Consider the following 16516-nt stretch of genomic DNA (forward strand, 5'->3'; position numbering starts at 1 on the left):
CACCTGACGATGAGGGCCTTCTCGCTGTCTGTGCGCCGCCAGGGACTCGAACCCCGGACCCGCTGATTAAGAGTCAGCTGCTCTAACCAACTGAGCTAGCGGCGCGTGCTGACGTCGTAGACATTAGCACCCGGACCGCTGAGAGGAAAAATCGATAAAGGACGGTGAAGGCGCAGGTCGACGCCGTGCCGCCGGAATCGTCCGCTCCTCGCCCGGCTGCGGGATCGCGCGGGCGGCCCCGACGCACGCCCAGAGCAGCACCTCGGGCCCGGGCAGCCAGGGCCCCCGTGTGTCGGGCGCCACCACCCAGCGCGGCCCGGAGGCCTGCCCGGGGGCCAGCGGTGGCACGGTGACGGCGTCGCCGGCGCCATGGCACAGCAGCGGCGGCATGCCGCCCGCGCGGTCCGTGCCGCCCCACTCCTCCCAGTCGATGAGCGCCGGCAGCCGCTGCGCGGTGCCCGGGGTGGCGAAGAGCAGCACCCGGCCCCGGTGGGCCGCGACCGGCCCGGAGCCGGGGCCCTCGGACCACAGCCGGTCGAGGACCCGGCGGGCGAAGACGATGGGCAGGTTCACGATGTCGAAGACCGACCCGCAGGGCAGGACGCCGGGGGCGTCGGGCCTGCCGTTCCACAGGGACAGCGCGGAGCGCGGATAGGCCGCGGCCGAGGTCAGCCAGGCGGCGCCCTCCGGGGTGACCTGCTCGGTGGGTCCCCGCTCGGCCTCACCGGGCGGGGGCAGCAGATCGGTACGGCGGGGGGCGAGGGGCGGCTTCTCTTCTCGTGGCCATGCGGTCATGCACCCAGGTCTACCTGGAGTGACGGCCGTATGGCTGTGAGTTGTGGGAAACCGGGACGCGGGGTGGAGGCGGGGCGTAACCTGCCTGCCCGCATATGCCGGACGCTCGTACGGATGCACGTGCATCCGGCGTGTGCGCCGGGGTGCGCGGGGGTGCGCCGTCGCACACCGGGACCGGCGCGCGTGTGTCCCGCTCGCGGCGGCACAGAGGTGCGGGACGTGGCGCGGGACGCGGGGCGCGGGGACGTGCGTACGCCGGGACGCTGGTACGCCGCCGTGCTGACGGCGGGCGGGCCGCGTGCTCAGGCGTCGTGGGCCGGGGTCGTGCCGTTCAGCAGGTCCCGGCCGAACTCGATCATCTTCTTCGCGTAGTCCTCGGTCCACCCGGCCCGCTCGGCGATGTCCACCGGCGTCAGCCGGTCGAACCTGCGCGGGTCGGCGAGCTGCGCGGCCGCGATCGCCTGGAACTCGACGGCGCGGTCCGTCGCGGCGCGGAACGACAGCGCCAGTTCCGTCGACCGGTCGAGCAGCTCGCCCGGGTCGTCCATCGATTCCAGTCCGAAGAAGCGGTCGGGGTCGGCCGCCGCGGCCGAGGGCTCGAACAGGAGCGGAGCGGGCCTCGTACGGCGCCGGCCCGGGGCGGCATCCGCCATGGTGTGTCCTCCTGGGTACTGCTGGACGTGCTCGTACGCGAACGTGATCCGACGAGGGACCGTCGTCCATTGTCCCGCGTCGCGCAAGAGGGCGTCCGACGGGCGGACGCCCGGGAGCGTGCGGCGGTATCCGGGATCGTGGGACGCGGAGCGGGACAGGCCCCGTGGGGCATACCGGGCGCCGGCCCTGCGGCACGCCCCCGGGGTCGTGCGGCGGTGGACCCGCGGGAGTGCGCGAGGGCCCCGGCCCACGGCAGCGGCAGGAGCGCGGCACGAGTGGCCGTCCCGCGTCGGGCGACCCCCAGCGGCCGGGCGGGGCGTTCCCCGGGCGAGCGCCCGCGACAGCCGCTCTCGCCCCGGGTCCCTACGTCGAGTTCGTGCTTCGGGCCCGCGCTTTCGGGCCGTACGTCGAGTTCGTGCTTCGGGCCCGCGCTTCCGGGCCGTACGTCGGGCCCTGTCCCTCAGGCCCCGGGCTCCAGGTGCGCCGTGTCGTTCCAGACCTCCAGCGCGGGCGCCCCGTACGCCCAGCCGAGGACCGACAGGGACGCGGGCGCCAGCCTGATCCGCGAGGCGAACGCGACCGGTTCGCCGAGCCAGCGCGCGCCGATCGCCCGCAGGATGTGCCCGTGTGCGAAGACGACCGCGTCGCGCTCGGCGGACCGCGCCCAGGCCACCACCTCGTCCGCCCGCTCCGAGACCTGCGCGAGACTCTCGCCCTCGGGCACGCCGTCGCGCCAGATGAACCAGCCGGGCCTGGCTTCGGCTATCTGTGCGGGCGTGAGTCCCTCGTAGGCCCCGTAGTGGAACTCCATCAGCGCGTCCCACCGCGCCGCCCGGTCGCCGAACCCCGCGAGTTCGCACGTCTGAGCGGCCCGCACCAGGGGGCTCGTGCGGACCTCGGCGCCCGCGAGTCCCGACCACGGTGGGCGGTGCAGGCGCTCGCCGAGCGCCTTGGCGTCCGCGCGCCCCTCTTCGAGGAGGGGAATGTCCGTCCTTCCGGTGTGCTGTCCGGAAACCGACCAGGCCGTCCGGCCGTGCCGGACGAGGAACAGGCGCATGCGAGGGCTTCTCCCAGGAATTCGCGGGCAGATGTCCCTCCATCATCGCCCAGCCGGCCATCCCGCGTTCACCGGGCAACCCGTCCGCCCCGTCCGGCGTCCTTCCCCTCACGCCGCTTTCCGGGGCCGTCGCACGACCCGGTGAACGGCCGCACCCGCATCACCGGCGCCCCCACTGGCCCCGTAGGTTGAACGTCCGCCGAAAAGCATATGAAAACATCATGGAGACGTCCGAATGTCGTACGCAGTGAGCAGCACCGACCGGACCGGGGCGCACCCCAGGCTCCGGTGGTGGATCGAGATCCTGCTGCTCGTCGTGGTGTACGCCGCGTACTCCGCGGGCCGGCTCCTCGTACGTGGTGACATACCCGGCGCCGTCCACCACGGCATCGCGATACTCCACATAGAACAGCACCTGCGCATCGACCCCGAGCGGACGCTCAACCGGGTCTTCACGCGCACCGCGGTCCTCGGCGTCCCCGCCGACTTCGTGTACGCGTCCCTGCACTACGTCATGACGCCCGCCGTCCTGTTCTGGCTCTACCGCCGCCGGCCCGGCCACTACCGCAGGGCCCGCACCTGGCTGATGCTCTCCACGATGGTCGGCCTCATCGGCTTCACCCTCGTGCCGACCGCGCCGCCCCGCCTGCTCGGCAACGCGTACGGCTTCGTCGACACCATGGCGCGCTACAGCTCCTACGGCTGGTGGGGCGGCCAGGCCAGCGCCCCGCGGGGCCTCGGCAGCATCACCAACCAGTACGCGGCGATGCCGAGCCTGCACGTCGGCTGGGCCCTGTGGTGCGGCGTGATGCTGTGGCGGCACGCCAGGACCCCGCTCGTACGGTGGCTCGGCGTCACCTACCCCCTCGTCATCACGCTCGTCGTCATCGGCACCGCGAACCACTACCTCCTCGACGCCGTCGCCGGGGCCACCGTCATGGCGATCGGCGCCCTGCTGACCGACCCGCTGCGCACCGCGGTCGGCCGCGTGCTGCGCCGCCCCGACGAGCCCGAACCGACCCGCCCGGGGGCCCGCCCCGGGACCCGGGGCAGCACGATTGTCAGCGGCGGGTGCGAGACTTCGGCGGGTGAACGATTCCCAGGGCAGCGGACCCGCACCGGCAGTTCCTCCGCAGGCGCGAAACGCGGCGCACGGCGCGGAGCGGGGGCCGACGCCGGCGGCACTACGGCGGCGGCTGGCTGAGCTGCGCGGCCCCGGGGTGAGCGCGCGTCCGCTCGACGCCCGCGCGCTGGCCGCCCTCGCCGCCAACCCCGGCTGCCGGCGGCGCGCGCTGCTCGACGGGGCGGGCGTCGACAAGGGCGTGCTCGCCGAGGCCCTCGGTTCGCCCGCGCCCTTCGGCCAGTCCCAGTTCGCGTTCGCCCGGGGCAACGCGTTCGAGGCGCGCGTCAAGGCGCACGGCGGGTTCGAACTGCTGCGGCTCGTACGGGAACACCTCGGCGGCCCGCCGGCGGCGGCCGAGGAGAGTGCCCGCGTGCCCGACCTCGCCGCCGCAGGCCCCGAAGGGCGCGTGGCGCGTACGGCGCTGGCGCTGCGCGAGGCCACCGACACCGCGGGCGAGCGGGCGTGGACCCTGCTCGACCATCCGCTGCTCGCCCTCGACGTGGCGGGGTCGCCGGCCTATCTGGAGCCGGACGCCGTCGTGGTCGACCCGGACGGGCGGTGGACGGTCGTGGAGATCAAGTCGTTCCCGATGATCGACGGCTCGGCCGACGCGACCAAGGTCGGCGCGGCGGCCCGGCAGTCGGCGGTGTACGTGCTGGCGCTGGAGCGCGTCGCGGCCCACGCCGGCGGCGCCCGCGTCGACGACCGGGTCCTGCTGGTGTGCCCGAAGGACTTCTCCAACCTGCCCGCGGCGTCCGTCGTCGACGTCCGCAAGCAGCTCGCCGTGACCCGCCGTCAGCTGGAGCGGCTGACCCGGATCGAGGACATCGCGGCGGTCCTGCCCGACGGCACGACATTCGATGTGTCCGGGCGCTCGGGCGAGCAGCTGACGGCCGCCGTCGAAGCCGTGCCCGCCGCCTACGCGCCCGAGTGCCTGGCCGCCTGCGAACTCGCCTTCCACTGCCGGGGCCGGGCGCGCGACGCCGGCGCGGTGGAGTCCCTGGGCCGGGGCGTACGGGGCGACCTCGGCGGCCTCACGACGGTCGGCGCGGTCCTGGCGGCGGCGCGCGGTGAGGCGGGCGACGCGGCGGACCCGGCGGTCGCCGCGCTGCGCAGGGCGGCCGCCCTGCGGGCCGAGGCACTCGCCGGTGCGGGTGGCGGCCCGGACGGGGGAGGTGCCGGATGTCCTTGATCAGCACGCTGGCGCGGCTCGAAGCGGTCGACACCGGCCGGGCCACGCGGCTCGCGACCGTACGCCACCGGCACGTGTCGGACCGCCCGCTCGTCCTCGTGCCGCTGACCACGGCGGGGGAGGCCGGGGCGCCGCTCGGGGCCCTCGTCGGCACCGACCGCGACGCGCCCCGGCTGCTGACCGTGGCTCAGCCGCGCGACCGCGACCTGCGGTTCGCGTTCCTCGCCCGGCTCGCGGACTCCGTGCTGCCCGTCATGGACGCGTACGCGGACGACGTGGAGGTCGCGGAGCGCGGCGAGACGGACCCGCAGACGGGCAAGCGCGTCAAGGTCGAGGTCGAACTGTGCGCGGACGCGCCGCAGCTGATCGTGCCCAACCGGCCGGGCATCGACTTCGTACGGCTGCTCGGCCGGTCGATGCGGTTCCGGCGCACGGCGGAGGACGACCCGGACGTGGCCTACCCCGCGCCGCCGCGCGTGCCGCTGCTCGGCCGCTGGCTCACCCACTACGGCGAACGGGCGCGCGTGCCCGGCTCGTCGCTGCTGCTCGCGATGACGGACCTGCTGGGCCGTCACTGGGCGACCGGGCAGTCCAACCTGGAGGACCAGCATCTCGGCGCGCTCCTCGCCTGGCTGGAGCCGCCCGGCGAGCTGACGGGTCCCGAGGCGGCGCTGCGGGCCGAGGTGGGCAGGGACGCGCGGGGGCAACTGCTCTGCCCGCCCGCGGGACCCGCGACGGACCCCGCGTTCGACAACAAGCTGCTCGCGCCCGCGGTCGAGCGCTACGACCGGGCGCGCCGCGAACAGGCGGCGGCCGAGGACGGGGCGTACGCGGAGGAGCAGCTCGCCCGGGCAGCGGCGGCCGAGCGCGACCTGCGCCGGATGCTCGCGGAGGTGCTGCGGCCCACCTGGGACGCCGTGTGGCGCGGCGTCGATCTGCTGCGGGAACTCCCCGAGGGCGCCCGCGTCGACGAGCGGTGGACCAAGGACCGCTGGTCGTACACCGGGCACCGGGACCGGGTACGGGCGGGCGAGCCGCCCCAGCCGCGCCGGGACGACGCGGTGACGGCCGCGCGCAAACTGGCCTCGCGGGAGAGCGCCCAGGCGCAACTGGAGGCGGCGGAGGCGCTGGACGATCCGCTGGTGCTGGCCGGCCACCGGCTCGCGGGGCAGGCGTTCGTCGGCGAGGTGACAGACGTCGTCCTGGAGTACAGCGAGGGCAAACGCCCCGCCCCGAGGCCGCTGGTGACGGTGCGGACGGGTGACGCACCGCAGCTCGGGGAGCGGGCGAAGGTCTTCCGTTCGCTGGACGGCAGGCCCCAGGCGGCGGTGTTCGTCCGGTACGAGGACGTTCCGGGCGGGGCGCGGAGCGCGGGAGAGCCGGGGGCCCCGGAGCGCCAGGAGACGGACGGCCGGGAGGCGCGCGATACGGAGGCGGGTGGTGCGGAGGCGGGTGGTGCGCGGGCGGCCGGGGACGCGCCCGTCACGGTGGTCCTGCGGATCATCGACCGCATGGGCAGGAGCAAGGCTCCGGCCGAGGGCTCGGTGCCGGAGAAGGGCGACGTGATCGCGTGGACGCTGTTCGAGCACACCGTCCGCGGCGGTCCTAGGCTGCCGGAGCCGGAGGACACGCCCTGGACCCACGGCGGACCCCCGGAGGCGTTCACGGCGCCGGCGCTGCCGGACGCCCCGGCCTGGCCGGAGCCGGACCGGGACACGGAGGAGGACTTCCTGTGAGGGACCACGGATGGCCGCCGTTCCTGGCGGCAGTCGACGCACACCCGACGGCGGGCACGGGACGACGGCGGGGAGGCACCAGGTGACGGGGCTCCTCGGCGCCGTCCGGGACACGGACCCGGGCGCGGCGGCGGCGCGGGCCACCGAGGCCATCCTGCGCGACACCCTGCACGGCACGCACCGCGGTGTGGTGGTGGACTCCCCGCCCGGCGCGGGCAAGTCGACACTCGTCGTGCGCGCGGCCCTTGAACTCGCCGCCGCGGGGCGGCCGCTGATGGTGGTCGCGCAGACCAACGCCCAGGTGGACGACCTGGTTCTGCGACTCGGCGAGAAGGACCCCGAACTGCCCGTCGGGCGGCTGCACAGCAGCGACGCGGACCCTTACGACCCGGCGCTCGACGCCCTGGAGAACGTGCGCAAGTCGTCCAGGGCGGCCGACCTCGCCGGCCTCGACGTCGTGGTCTCGACCGCCGCGAAATGGGCTCACGTCCAGGGCGTGGAGCCGTGGGGGCACGCCATCGTGGACGAGGCGTACCAGATGCGGTCCGACGCGCTGCTCGCCGTCGCCGGGCTGTTCGAGCGGGCGCTGTTCGTCGGCGACCCCGGCCAGCTCGACCCGTTCAGCGTCGTGGGGGCCGAGCAGTGGGCGGGCCTCTCGTACGACCCGTCGGCGAGTGCCGTCTCCACGCTGCTCGCGCACAATCCGCATCTGCCGCAGCACCGCCTGCCGGTGTCGTGGCGGCTGCCCGCCTCGGCGGCGCCGCTGGTGTCCCGCGCGTTCTACCCGTACACCCCGTTTCGCAGCGGTACGGACCACGGTGACCGGCTGCTCGCCTTCGGCGTCGCGTCCGACGGCTCCGGCACGGATAAGGTGCTGGACGAGGCCGCCGCATCCGGCTGGGGCCTGCTGGAACTCCCCGCGCGGCGCACCCCGCGCACCGACCCGGAAGCGGTGCGCGCCCTCGCCGGGGTCGTCCGCAGGCTGCTGGAGCGGGGCTGCGTCGCGACGAGCGAGCGCGCGGACGGGCCGGTGCCGGTGACGGCCGACCGGGTCGCCGTGGGCACGGCCCATCGCGACCAGGCGGCGGCGGTCCGCGCGGCGCTCGCGGAACTCGGCGTGCGCGGCGTCGCGGTGGACACCGCGAACCGTCTCCAGGGACGCGAGTTCGACGTCACGGTGGTGCTGCACCCGCTCTCCGGGCGGCCGGACGCCACGGCCTTCCACCTGGAGACCGGCCGTCTGTGCGTCCTCGCGTCCCGGCACCGGCACGCGTGCGTGGTGGTCTGCAGGGCGGGCGTCGAGGACCTGCTGGACGACCATCCCTCGACCGAACCCGTCCAGTTGGGTGTGAGCGTGAAGTTCCCGGACGGCTGGGAGGCCAACCACGCGGTACTGGCCCATCTGCGCGAACACCGGGTGATCGCGTGAGGCGTGGGGCTTCGGCCGCGCTCCTTCGGCCGTGCACCCTGGGCCGGGATGATCCTCCGGCCGCGAACGCCGGGCCCTGACGGGTGAGCGCGTGACGCGGTGGGCGGACCTGGGCCGTCCCGAACACCGGGCGGGGGCCCGTCGCCGCGCCGTCGCGTGGGGTCAGAGCGGCCGGGCGGGGCCCGTACCGGAGCGGGCGAGGAAGGCCTGCACGCCGTGGACCTTGCGCTGCGGCAGCAGCACCCGGGCCGTCGTCGTCAGTATCCCCTGGATACGGGACGACTTGACGTCCTCCAGCAGGTCGAGCGCCGCGTTCCCCGCGGCCGCCGCCTCCTCGGGGGAGCCGGAGTGCGCGAGCGACGTGGCCAGTTGGACGCGGTACAGCGCGAGGTTGCGGGCGAAACGCCCGTCCCTGAGCGCTGTTGCCCGGTAGGCGCGGCGCGCGGCGCGCGGCCAGTCGCCCAGAGCGGCGTGGCAGCGGGCCTCCAGCCAGGCCAGTTCCGGTTCACCGAAGAACGACATCCACTCGGGGTCCTCGTCCGACTCCCCTCGCTCGAAGAGGGCGTGGGCCCCCGCCAGGCTCTCGGTCGCCGCGCTCCGGTCGCCCAGCCCGGCCCAGCCGGCCGCCTCCCGCATCGTGAGCAGCGCGAGCAGCCGCGGTGACGGCAGCCGGGCCGCGGCGCGCCGGCCCGCCTGTGCCGCGCGTACCGCCTCGCGGTGCTTGCCCGCGTCGTCGGCCAGGAACGCGATGTTGCAGAAGGCGTGCGCCTCCAGCGGCGCGTCGTCCGCGACGCGTGCCGTGGCCAGCGCCTCCGCGTAGTGCGACCTGGCCTGTTCGAAGCGGCCCGAGTCATGGGCCAGCCACCCTACGGAGAGGGCGAGTTCGCCGGCGCCCACGTGCAGCCGGTCCGCGAGGGCCGGCCCGCTCACGTGCCCGGAGTCGAGCAGCGCGTACGCGGCGTGCAGTGGCTCCCTCGCCCGCCGGAACAGATCGTCCGCGCCGTGCCGGTCGTCCAGCAGGCGGATGCGGCGGACTTCGTCCTCCACCGCGCGCACCTCGGGTTCGCCGAGGCGGCCCGCGCCGTGTCCGGCGCGGCGCGGTACGGGGATTCCGAGGGTCGCGAACGCCATACCTGCGCTGCCGCTCGCCATGAACGCACGACGCAGCATGTCGCTCTCCTTGTCCGGATCGTGGGGGTCGTCGGGCGGGTGGGTGCCATGAGGATGGTGGGGATGAAGGCGGTGATTGGGGTGTTGGTGGTGCTGAGTCGCGAGAGGCCGTCCGGCGGCGGTCCCGCCCGCCCCACTCGCCCCGCTCGCCCTTCCGGTCCCCGCGGGCCGGCCGGCGCCTTCGGAGGGCTCGGAGCCGGGGTGCCCGCGGCGCCCGGGCGCCGCGTCCGGCTCCGCCGGGGACGCCGTGAGGGCCCGCGTACCCCTGCCCCGTACCGCCTGGCGCGCGAAGAAGCCGAGGTCCGCGAGGGACTTCCCGGGGAACATGTGGAGGAAGACCCGTTCGTAGGCGTAGTTGGGGCAGCGGATCTCACCCGACTCCACCCGTCCGACGTAGCGCGCGTCGCAGGCGACGTGCTCACCGATCTCCCGTGCCGCTCTGCGTACCGCCGCCGCGAACTCCCCGGGAGAGCGCGATCCCCGCAGGCCGCGGAACGCGGAGTTGGGAACTGCCGGTGACGTCGCCATGGCCGAGCCCTCTCTTGGTGCGGGGCAAGAATGTACCCGCTGTTACGGGGTGCGCACAGAGGGTTTGGCTACAAACCGGATAACTCGCCCACGATCTGCCATGAACTGCCATCCTTTGCGGCGGCGTGCCGCCGTAGCTGTTGACGCCGCCAAGCGTTGAACCTCCTGGAGACGTGCGACGTGTCTCGCTCGACGACTCGTGACGCGACGAGGAGGGTCCGCCTTGTTCGAGGTGGAGGTGGAGGTCGGCATGGAAGCCAGTCAGGGGCCGCTCGCGGCCGGCCGGTGTGCGGCGGAGGCGACCCGCGAGGCCGCGGGAGCCGCGAACGCTGCCGCGGCCCGGGCCGCGAACGTGAGCGCCGGGAGCGCCGCCGCGCACCCGGCCGCGGGCGGTGCCGCCGACCGGGCCGCCGCCGGCGAACAGCAGGCCGCCGCCCCGCACCCCGGTCCTCCGGGCCGCTCCCGGGTCGCGCCGCCCTGCGACCTCGTCATGGTTCCGGCCCGGCAGGGCCTGGAAGCCGTGGACATCCTGCGCCGGGGCGAGGTGCCGGCCGTCGGACCGGTCATCCACGACGGACCCTGCGACACGCTCGGTTTCCTCGTCCCGTCCGGTACCGCGGCCGCCTGGGACGTTCCCGGCAGCGCCTGTACCCAGACGGACGGCCGCGGCGTGCGGCTGGCGTCGGACCCTCCGGTCGTGGGCACCGGCTGGCTGTTGGCGCCGGGCAGCACCCAGGGCCCCGTCACCGATCCGACGCGGCTGCGCGCGGCACTGGACGAGGCGGCGCGCACCATCGAGGCCGCCGACCGGCACAGATGATCTCCCCGCGCCGCGCGCGGGCCGCCCCGCACCACCCCGGGAGCCCTTGGCCGCACGTGTGACCCCCGGGTCCGCGCGGGAGCGGCGGGGGCCGCGCGGGAGCGGCGGCCCGAGGCACGGCGATAATGGAACCGTGGCCAGAAATGTACGGAGAGCGGCGCGATCGTCGTCGACACCCTCGGCGCCCGCGGCGCGGGGCAGCGTCGGCGGCGGCACCGCCGAACTCGTGCCGGACCGGGAGCGCCCCGGCGCCACGACGCTGCTGCTCGACGGGGCGCCGCAGTCGCACGTCGACCTCGCGGACCCGGGCCACCTCGACTTCCCCTATCAGCGCAGACTCGGCCACGCCGTGGACCTGTTGGCTCCTGAACGGCAGCCGCTGCGCGTGCTGCACCTCGGCGGGGGCGCCTTCACCCTGGCCCGCTACGTCGCCGCGACCAGGCCCCGTTCGACGCAGCAGGTGATCGAGGCGGACGGCGCGCTCGTCGAGTTCGTCCGCGCGCACCTCCCGCTCGACCCCGCCGCGCGCGTACGGGTGCGTACGGCCGACGCGCGCGAGGGGCTCGCCAAGGTGCACGACGGTTGGGCGGACCTGGTCATCGCGGACGTCTTCGCGGGGGCCCGCACCCCCGCTCACCTCACCAGCGCCGAATTCCTCGCGGAGGTACGGCGGGTGCTCGCACCGGGCGGGTGGTACGCGGCGAACGTGGCCGACGGTCCGCCCCTGGCCTACCTGCGCGGCCAGATCGCCACCGTCGCCTCGGCGTTCGGGCGGCTCGCGCTCGCCGCCGACCCGGCGGTGCTGCGCGGGCGGCGTTTCGGCAACGCCGTACTGCTCGCGGCCGACGGCGACCTGCCGGTCGCGGAACTGACCCGGCGCGTGGCGACCGACCCGCACCCGGGACGCGTCGAACACGGGCGCGGGCTGGCGGACTTCACCGGCGGAGCCGCCGTCGTACGGGACACGGACGCCCGGCCCTCGCCGGTACCCCCGCCCGGCACCTTCGACTGAACGAGGGCGTTCACCGGGCGGGGCGGACCGGCGTCCGTAATGGGCGAGGACCGGACGTACCGCAACAGGGCGAGGGCAGGCCGGGCCGGGACCTGATCGGCCGGCACCGGGCCACGGCCTAGCGGGAGTCGAACTCGGCCATCGGTGCGTGGCCGTTCCAGGTGTAGAACACGGACGACTCCTGCTGTCCCTTCGTGAAGGTCACCCGGACCCATTCCGGTTGCGTCCAGGCCTGCATCTGCCAGCCCGCCGCCGGCGTCGCCGACACCAGGGACGCCGATGTCGCGCCCACGGAGAAGACGGCTCGGCCGCCGGTGATCTCGTAGTTCTTCAGCGTGCCCGAGGGGTCGGAGGAGGAAGGGGACACCGGCGGCGAAAGCGCGGGCCGCCGCGATGGTGACGCCGCGCCGGCTCCCGGCGGGTGCGGGGCCGGGGGCGTGCCGGACGCCTTTGACCGCGGGGAAGGCGGTGGTGCGGAAGGGCTCTCGGGACGCTGGGTGGCCGGGATCAGCGGGGGCGCCGAGGCCAGGGCGGGGGTCGTACCGGCCGCCGTGATCGGGACGGCGCGCGGCGGGTCGTACGCGGTGCCCGCCATCACCGAGTGCACGCCCCACCACGACAGCGTGACCGCCGCGCCGGTGGCGAGCGACCACGCGACGACGGGAACGAGTGCCTGGCGCATCCCCGCCATGGTGCACCACCGGGATGCCCCCTGTCTCACCCGGATGGCGTACGGTGCGGGCCATGGCACGAGTGCTCGTGGTCGAGGATGACCAGTTTGTGCGATCCGCACTGATCCGGCATCTGACCGAGGCGACCCACACCGTACGCAGCGTGGGCACCGCGCTCGAAGCCCTGCGCGAAGTCGCGCATTTCCCCTTCGACGTGGTGATCCTGGACCTCGGTCTGCCCGACCTGGACGGGTCCGAGGCGCTGAAGATGCTGCGCGGGATCACGGAGGTACCGGTGATCATCGCGACCGCCCGCGACGACGAAACCGAGATCGTCCGGCTGCTGAACGCGGGCGCCGACGACTACCTCACGAAGCCCTTCTCCGTGGACGTGCTGTCCGCGCGCATGGCGGCCGTGCTGCGCCGCTCGCGCCTCGGCCCGGCGGACGGGGAGGCGGGACACCTCATCGAGGTGGGCGGGCTCGCCATCGATCCGCTGCGCCGGCACGCCACCCTGGACGGTCTGGAACTCGACCTGACCCGAAGGGAGTTCGATCTGCTGACGTTCCTCGCGGGTCGCCCGGGAGTGGTCGTCGCGCGCAAGGAGCTGCTCGCCGAGGTGTGGCAGCAGTCCTACGGTGACGACCAGACGATCGACGTGCACCTGTCCTGGCTGCGCCGCAAACTCGGCGAGACGGCCGCGCGCCCGCGCTATCTGCACACCCTGCGGGGGGTCGGCGTGAAGCTGGAGCCACCGCGCGCGGGGGCCGCCGCACGATGAGATGGGCGCTGGTCAAGGTGGTGCTCGCGGTGAGCGTGATGGTCGTCGTCGCGTTCGCCGTGCCGCTCGGCCTCGTCGTCAAGGAGATGGCGCGCGACCGGGTGTTCACCAACGCGGAGCGCCAGGCCGCCACCATCGGCCCCGCCCTCGCCATCACCACGGACCGGGGCATGCTGGAGCGCGCGACGCTCTCCACCCAGGCGGGCTCCGACGGCCGGATGGCCGTGCACGTCCCGCCGGCGGACGGCGCCCCGGCCATCGACCTCGGCACCCGCAGGGCAGCGGCCTCGGACATCCGTACGGTCGAACGCGTCGGCCGCGCCTCGATCTCCGCGGTGCCGGGCGGCTTCGCGCTGCTCCAGCCGACCGCGCTCGGCACGGGCGTGACCGCCGTGGTGGAGGTCTACGTCCCCGAGGCCGACGTGACGCGGGGCGTCGCCACCGCGTGGCTGGTGCTGGCGGGGGTGGGGTGTGCCCTGGTCATGGGCTCCGTCGTGTTCGCCGACCGGCTCGGCCGCCGTACGGTGCGCCCGGCACGGCGGCTCGCCGACGCGGCGCAGGCGCTCGGTGAGGGCATGCTCGGCGCGCGCGTGCCCGAGGAGGGCCCGCCCGAACTGCGCTCCGCAGCGGTCGCGTTCAACGCGATGGCGGATCAGGTCGTCCAACTTCTCGATGCGGAGGGAGAGTTCGCCGCCGACCTGTCGCACCGGCTGCGCACCCCGCTGACCGTGCTGCGCCTCAACGCGGCCTCGCTCGGGGACGGTCCCGCCGCCGAGCACACCCGTGAGGCCGTCGCACGGCTGGAGCGTGAGGTCGACACCCTCATCGGTTCGGCCCGGGAGGCGAAGCCGCGTACCACCGGGACCACCGGGTCGGTGATCGGCTGCGACGTCAGCGAGGTGGTCCGGGAACGGATGGACTTCTGGTCGGCGCTCGCCGAGGACGAGGACCGGACGGTGCGGGTCGCGGGGATCGGCGCGCCCGTCCGCATCCCCGTGGCGCGTCCGGAGATGGTGGCGGCGCTGGACGCACTGCTCGGCAACGTCTTCCGGCACACGGCGGAGGGCACGGCGTTCGCCGTCGACGTGCACAACGCGCCGGACGCGGTGATCGTGCTCGTGTCGGACGCGGGTCCCGGCATCGACGACCCGAGGTCGGCGCTCGCGCGGGGCAACAGCGGCGGGCGGCCGGGCTCGACGGGACTCGGACTCGACATCGCGCGCCGGGTCGCGGAGTCCACCGGCGGTGACGTGCGCATCGGGCGCTCGGTGCTGGGCGGGGCGGAGATCAGGATCTGGCTGGGGGTCACGACGCCACCGCGTGGCGGTGGCGGGCGGGGATCGGGCGGGAGCGGCGGTGGCCGAGGCGTTCGAGGACTGGGCCGTACCGGTCATCGGCGAAATAGAAGTGATCGAATCCGGTCGTCCACTTAACTCGTTCCGATCCCGTCCTTAATGCAAGCGTAAGGACGCCCGCCCGGCGCCCGATCAGGCGACGGGCCGGGGCGCGGGGGGCTAGCGTGGCGGTATCCCCCCACGGGACCCGCCCCTCTCGCCCGCCGGCGGGCGAGAAGGACGGGAAGGGTGAGAGCCACGCGGGGGAAGGCGTCGCGATCGCGGCGACCGCCCTGCTCACGTGCGCGGCAGGAGCAGGAGCAGGAGCAGGAGCAGGAGCAGAAGCAGAGGCGGCAGCGATGGCGCAGGCGATGACGGGGGCCTGAACCGACCCGCCCCGGCCCGGCGTCACGGGCCGGGGACCCGGCCGCCCCACCGGCAGGCCCTGGCGCCCCGGACCGGGATCCCCCCACCTGTCCGGGGCGCCGCCCTTGCCCGGCCCCCGGCCCGACCACCCCGGAGTCCGGCTTCCCATGCGCTCCGGCCCGGTCCCATACGGTCTATTTCGGTCTCATCCAATCCGGCCCGCCCGGGGGACCCCGGCCCGGTGCGCGGGCCGGAGCGCCTGCGGACGTCGCTAGGGCAGCCGGGGGAGCGGGGGCAGCGCGTTCGCGCGGATGACGTCCGCGTACCAGTGGGCGCTCGCCTTCGGGATGCGCGCCTGCGTCGCGTAGTCCACGTACACGGCACCGAAGCGCTTCGCATACCCGTACGCCCACTCGAAGTTGTCCAGCAGCGACCAGAGGAAGTACCCGCGCACATCGGCACCCTCGGCCAACGCCCGCTGTACGGAGGCGAGATGACCGTTCAGATAGGCGATGCGCTCCGGGTCCTCGACCCGGCCCTCGGGCGAGACGTAGTCGTCGAAGGCCGCGCCGTTCTCCGTCACCATCAGGGGCAGGTCCGGGTGCTCGCGGTGCAGGCCGACGAGGAGTTCGTACAGGCCGTCGGGGTCGATCGCCCAGTTCATCGCCGTACGGTCGCGTCCCTCCGGCAGGTGGAAGACGACGTCGGCGGCGCCGGGCCAGGGGGAGTGCTCGCTCGCGCCGTGGCCGCCGTGCGAGGCGTCGCGCACCGGGCCCCGCGAGGCTTCCGCGCGCGCATCCGGTGCCGAGACGAGCGTCGGTGTGTAGTAGTTCACGCCCAGGACGTCGAGCGGGCGGGAAATCGTCTCCAGGTCGCCGTCGCGCACCAGTTCGGACCAGTTCACGACGCGGGCCGTGTCGGCGAGCAGGTCCTCGGGGTAGGCGCCCGTGAGGATCGGGCCGGTGAATATCCGGTTGCCGACGGCGTCGATCCGGCGCGCGGCCTCCCGGTCCGCCGCGCCGTCGGTGAGCGGGCGCACGTGGTGGAGGTTGAGCGTCACGGAGACCTCGGCCTCGGCGGGCAGGGTGTCGCGCAGCACCTCGACGGCCCGGCCGTGGGCGAGGTTCAGGTGGTGCGCGGCGCGCAGCGCGGCCGCCGGGTCGGTACGGCCGGGGGCGTGCACACCGGAGCCGTAGCCGAGGAACGCCGAGCACCACGGCTCGTTGAGCGTGGTCCACAGCGGGACGCGGTCGCCGAGCGCGCCGGAGACGAGGGCGGCGTAGTCGGCGAACCGTTCCGCGGTCGGCCGGTGCGGCCAGCCGCCCGCGTCCTCCAGGTCCTGCGGCAGGTCCCAGTGGTACAGGGTGGCGACGGGGGTGATACCCGCCCCCAGCAGTTCGTCCGTGAGGCGGCGGTAGAAGTCGAGGCCGCGTTCGACGGCGGGCCCCCGGCCGGTGGGCTGCACGCGCGTCCAGGAGACGGAGAACCGGTAGGCGGTCAGGCCGAGTTCCCGCATCAACTGGATGTCGTCGCGGTAGCGGTGGTAGTGGTCGGCGGCGATGTCGCCGGTGTCGCCGTTGCGCACCTTGCCGGGTGTGCGGGCGAACGTGTCCCAGATGGAGGGCGTGCGGCCGCCCTCGGTCGCCGCGCCCTCGACCTGGTACGCCGCCGTCGCGGCGCCCCAGGCGAATCCTGCGGGGAACGGGACGGGTGTGTCGCCGAGAGCGTCGGAGGGCGCGGTTCCGGTCCGGGTCCGGGTTCGGGCGCCAATGTCGGTCTGCAGTGCGGTCATGACGGGAGCGCTCCCAGAATGGACGGGGTCGGACAGGGACAAAACGGTTCTTCAGA

The 16516-nt window shown here is 74.8% G+C and carries 14 protein-coding genes and 1 tRNA gene; 8 read left to right on the forward strand and 7 right to left on the reverse strand.

Annotated elements, in window-relative coordinates; all coding sequences use genetic code 11:
- Positions 1 to 31: 31 nt before the first annotated feature.
- The 4 genes from OG310_RS22910 to OG310_RS22925 all read right to left on the reverse strand — a co-directional run bounded on the left by OG310_RS22910 (position 32) and on the right by OG310_RS22925 (position 2506).
- Positions 32 to 105 (reverse strand) — tRNA-Lys (locus tag OG310_RS22910).
- An 18-nt stretch (positions 106 to 123) separates the two neighbouring features.
- The gene (locus OG310_RS22915; protein ID WP_329457743.1) at positions 124 to 795 is read right to left on the reverse strand and encodes a bifunctional DNA primase/polymerase; all 672 of its coding nucleotides are present in this window, start codon (positions 793 to 795) and stop codon (positions 124 to 126) included.
- A gap of 302 nt (positions 796 to 1097) precedes the next feature.
- On the reverse strand, positions 1098 to 1448 hold the full coding sequence (locus tag OG310_RS22920) for a hypothetical protein (protein ID WP_329457744.1): 351 nt from the start codon (positions 1446 to 1448) through the stop codon (positions 1098 to 1100).
- Positions 1449 to 1909: 461 nt separating this feature from the next.
- On the reverse strand, positions 1910 to 2506 hold the full coding sequence (locus tag OG310_RS22925) for a histidine phosphatase family protein (RefSeq protein ID WP_329457745.1): 597 nt from the start codon (positions 2504 to 2506) through the stop codon (positions 1910 to 1912).
- A gap of 235 nt (positions 2507 to 2741) precedes the next feature.
- Between OG310_RS22925 and OG310_RS22930 the strand changes: the two genes are divergently transcribed.
- From OG310_RS22930 to OG310_RS22945, 4 genes are all read left to right on the forward strand, one after another.
- The gene (locus OG310_RS22930; RefSeq protein WP_329457746.1) at positions 2742 to 3710 is read left to right on the forward strand and encodes a phosphatase PAP2 family protein; all 969 of its coding nucleotides are present in this window, start codon (positions 2742 to 2744) and stop codon (positions 3708 to 3710) included.
- Positions 3595 to 4821, forward strand: coding sequence for a hypothetical protein (locus OG310_RS22935; protein ID WP_329457747.1), 1227 nt, complete (start codon positions 3595 to 3597; stop codon positions 4819 to 4821). The genes OG310_RS22930 and OG310_RS22935 overlap by 116 nt, the downstream gene beginning before the upstream one ends.
- Entirely contained in the window at positions 4812 to 6557 is a 1746-nt protein-coding gene (locus OG310_RS22940; RefSeq protein ID WP_329457748.1) for a hypothetical protein, read from the forward strand. Before OG310_RS22935 ends, OG310_RS22940 begins: the two co-directional genes overlap by 10 nt.
- An 82-nt stretch (positions 6558 to 6639) precedes the next feature.
- A complete protein-coding gene (locus OG310_RS22945; RefSeq protein WP_329457749.1) occupies positions 6640 to 7986 on the forward strand; it encodes an AAA family ATPase in 1347 nt (448 codons plus the stop codon).
- A gap of 162 nt (positions 7987 to 8148) precedes the next feature.
- On the opposite strand, the gene OG310_RS22950 is transcribed toward OG310_RS22945, so the two are convergent.
- Positions 8149 to 9684 carry a hypothetical protein gene (locus tag OG310_RS22950; RefSeq protein ID WP_329457750.1) on the reverse strand — a complete coding sequence of 512 codons (1536 nt, stop codon included), beginning with the start codon at positions 9682 to 9684 and terminating at the stop codon, positions 8149 to 8151.
- A gap of 352 nt (positions 9685 to 10036) precedes the next feature.
- Between OG310_RS22950 and OG310_RS22955 the strand changes: the two genes are divergently transcribed.
- Together OG310_RS22955 and OG310_RS22960 are read left to right on the forward strand one after the other, a co-directional pair.
- On the forward strand, positions 10037 to 10504 hold the full coding sequence (locus OG310_RS22955; protein WP_443078885.1) for a hypothetical protein: 468 nt from the start codon (positions 10037 to 10039) through the stop codon (positions 10502 to 10504).
- A 226-nt stretch (positions 10505 to 10730) separates the two neighbouring features.
- Entirely contained in the window at positions 10731 to 11516 is a 786-nt protein-coding gene (locus tag OG310_RS22960; protein ID WP_329460325.1) for a spermidine synthase, read from the forward strand.
- A 118-nt stretch (positions 11517 to 11634) separates the two neighbouring features.
- Here the strand turns inward: OG310_RS22960 and OG310_RS22965 are convergent, their stop codons facing one another.
- On the reverse strand, positions 11635 to 12198 hold the full coding sequence (locus OG310_RS22965) for a hypothetical protein (RefSeq protein ID WP_329457751.1): 564 nt from the start codon (positions 12196 to 12198) through the stop codon (positions 11635 to 11637).
- A 62-nt stretch (positions 12199 to 12260) separates the two neighbouring features.
- Here OG310_RS22965 and OG310_RS22970 point away from each other — a divergent pair, with 62 nt between their 5' ends.
- Both OG310_RS22970 and OG310_RS22975 read left to right on the forward strand, forming a co-directional pair.
- Positions 12261 to 12968, forward strand: a complete 708-nt coding sequence (locus OG310_RS22970; protein WP_329457753.1) for a response regulator transcription factor — start codon at positions 12261 to 12263, stop codon at positions 12966 to 12968.
- The gene (locus tag OG310_RS22975; protein ID WP_329457755.1) at positions 12965 to 14401 is read left to right on the forward strand and encodes a HAMP domain-containing sensor histidine kinase; all 1437 of its coding nucleotides are present in this window, start codon (positions 12965 to 12967) and stop codon (positions 14399 to 14401) included. Before OG310_RS22970 ends, OG310_RS22975 begins: the two co-directional genes overlap by 4 nt.
- 538 nt (positions 14402 to 14939) lie before the next feature.
- Here OG310_RS22975 and OG310_RS22980 read toward each other — a convergent pair.
- A complete protein-coding gene (locus OG310_RS22980) occupies positions 14940 to 16460 on the reverse strand; it encodes a glycoside hydrolase family 1 protein (RefSeq protein WP_329457756.1) in 1521 nt (506 codons plus the stop codon).
- Between the last annotated feature and the right edge of the window lie 56 nt (positions 16461 to 16516).

Source organism: Streptomyces sp. NBC_01497 (assembly GCF_036250695.1).
Classification (GTDB): Bacteria; Actinomycetota; Actinomycetes; order Streptomycetales; family Streptomycetaceae; genus Streptomyces.

Excerpts from the sequence above, each read along its gene's own strand:
- OG310_RS22975 (WP_329457755.1), top strand. The coding sequence starts at position 12,965 with ATGAGATGGGCGCTGGTCAAGGTGGTGCTCGCGGTGAGCGTGATGGTC.
- OG310_RS22915 (WP_329457743.1), bottom strand. The coding sequence starts at position 795 with ATGACCGCATGGCCACGAGAAGAGAAGCCGCCCCTCGCCCCCCGCCGT.
- OG310_RS22950 (WP_329457750.1), bottom strand. The coding sequence starts at position 9,684 with ATGGCGACGTCACCGGCAGTTCCCAACTCCGCGTTCCGCGGCCTGCGG.
- OG310_RS22920 (WP_329457744.1), bottom strand. The coding sequence starts at position 1,448 with ATGGCGGATGCCGCCCCGGGCCGGCGCCGTACGAGGCCCGCTCCGCTC.
- OG310_RS22980 (WP_329457756.1), bottom strand. The coding sequence starts at position 16,460 with ATGACCGCACTGCAGACCGACATTGGCGCCCGAACCCGGACCCGGACC.
- OG310_RS22930 (WP_329457746.1), top strand. The coding sequence starts at position 2,742 with ATGTCGTACGCAGTGAGCAGCACCGACCGGACCGGGGCGCACCCCAGG.
- OG310_RS22970 (WP_329457753.1), top strand. The coding sequence starts at position 12,261 with ATGGCACGAGTGCTCGTGGTCGAGGATGACCAGTTTGTGCGATCCGCA.
- OG310_RS22965 (WP_329457751.1), bottom strand. The coding sequence starts at position 12,198 with ATGCGCCAGGCACTCGTTCCCGTCGTCGCGTGGTCGCTCGCCACCGGC.
- OG310_RS22925 (WP_329457745.1), bottom strand. The coding sequence starts at position 2,506 with ATGCGCCTGTTCCTCGTCCGGCACGGCCGGACGGCCTGGTCGGTTTCC.
- OG310_RS22940 (WP_329457748.1), top strand. The coding sequence starts at position 4,812 with ATGTCCTTGATCAGCACGCTGGCGCGGCTCGAAGCGGTCGACACCGGC.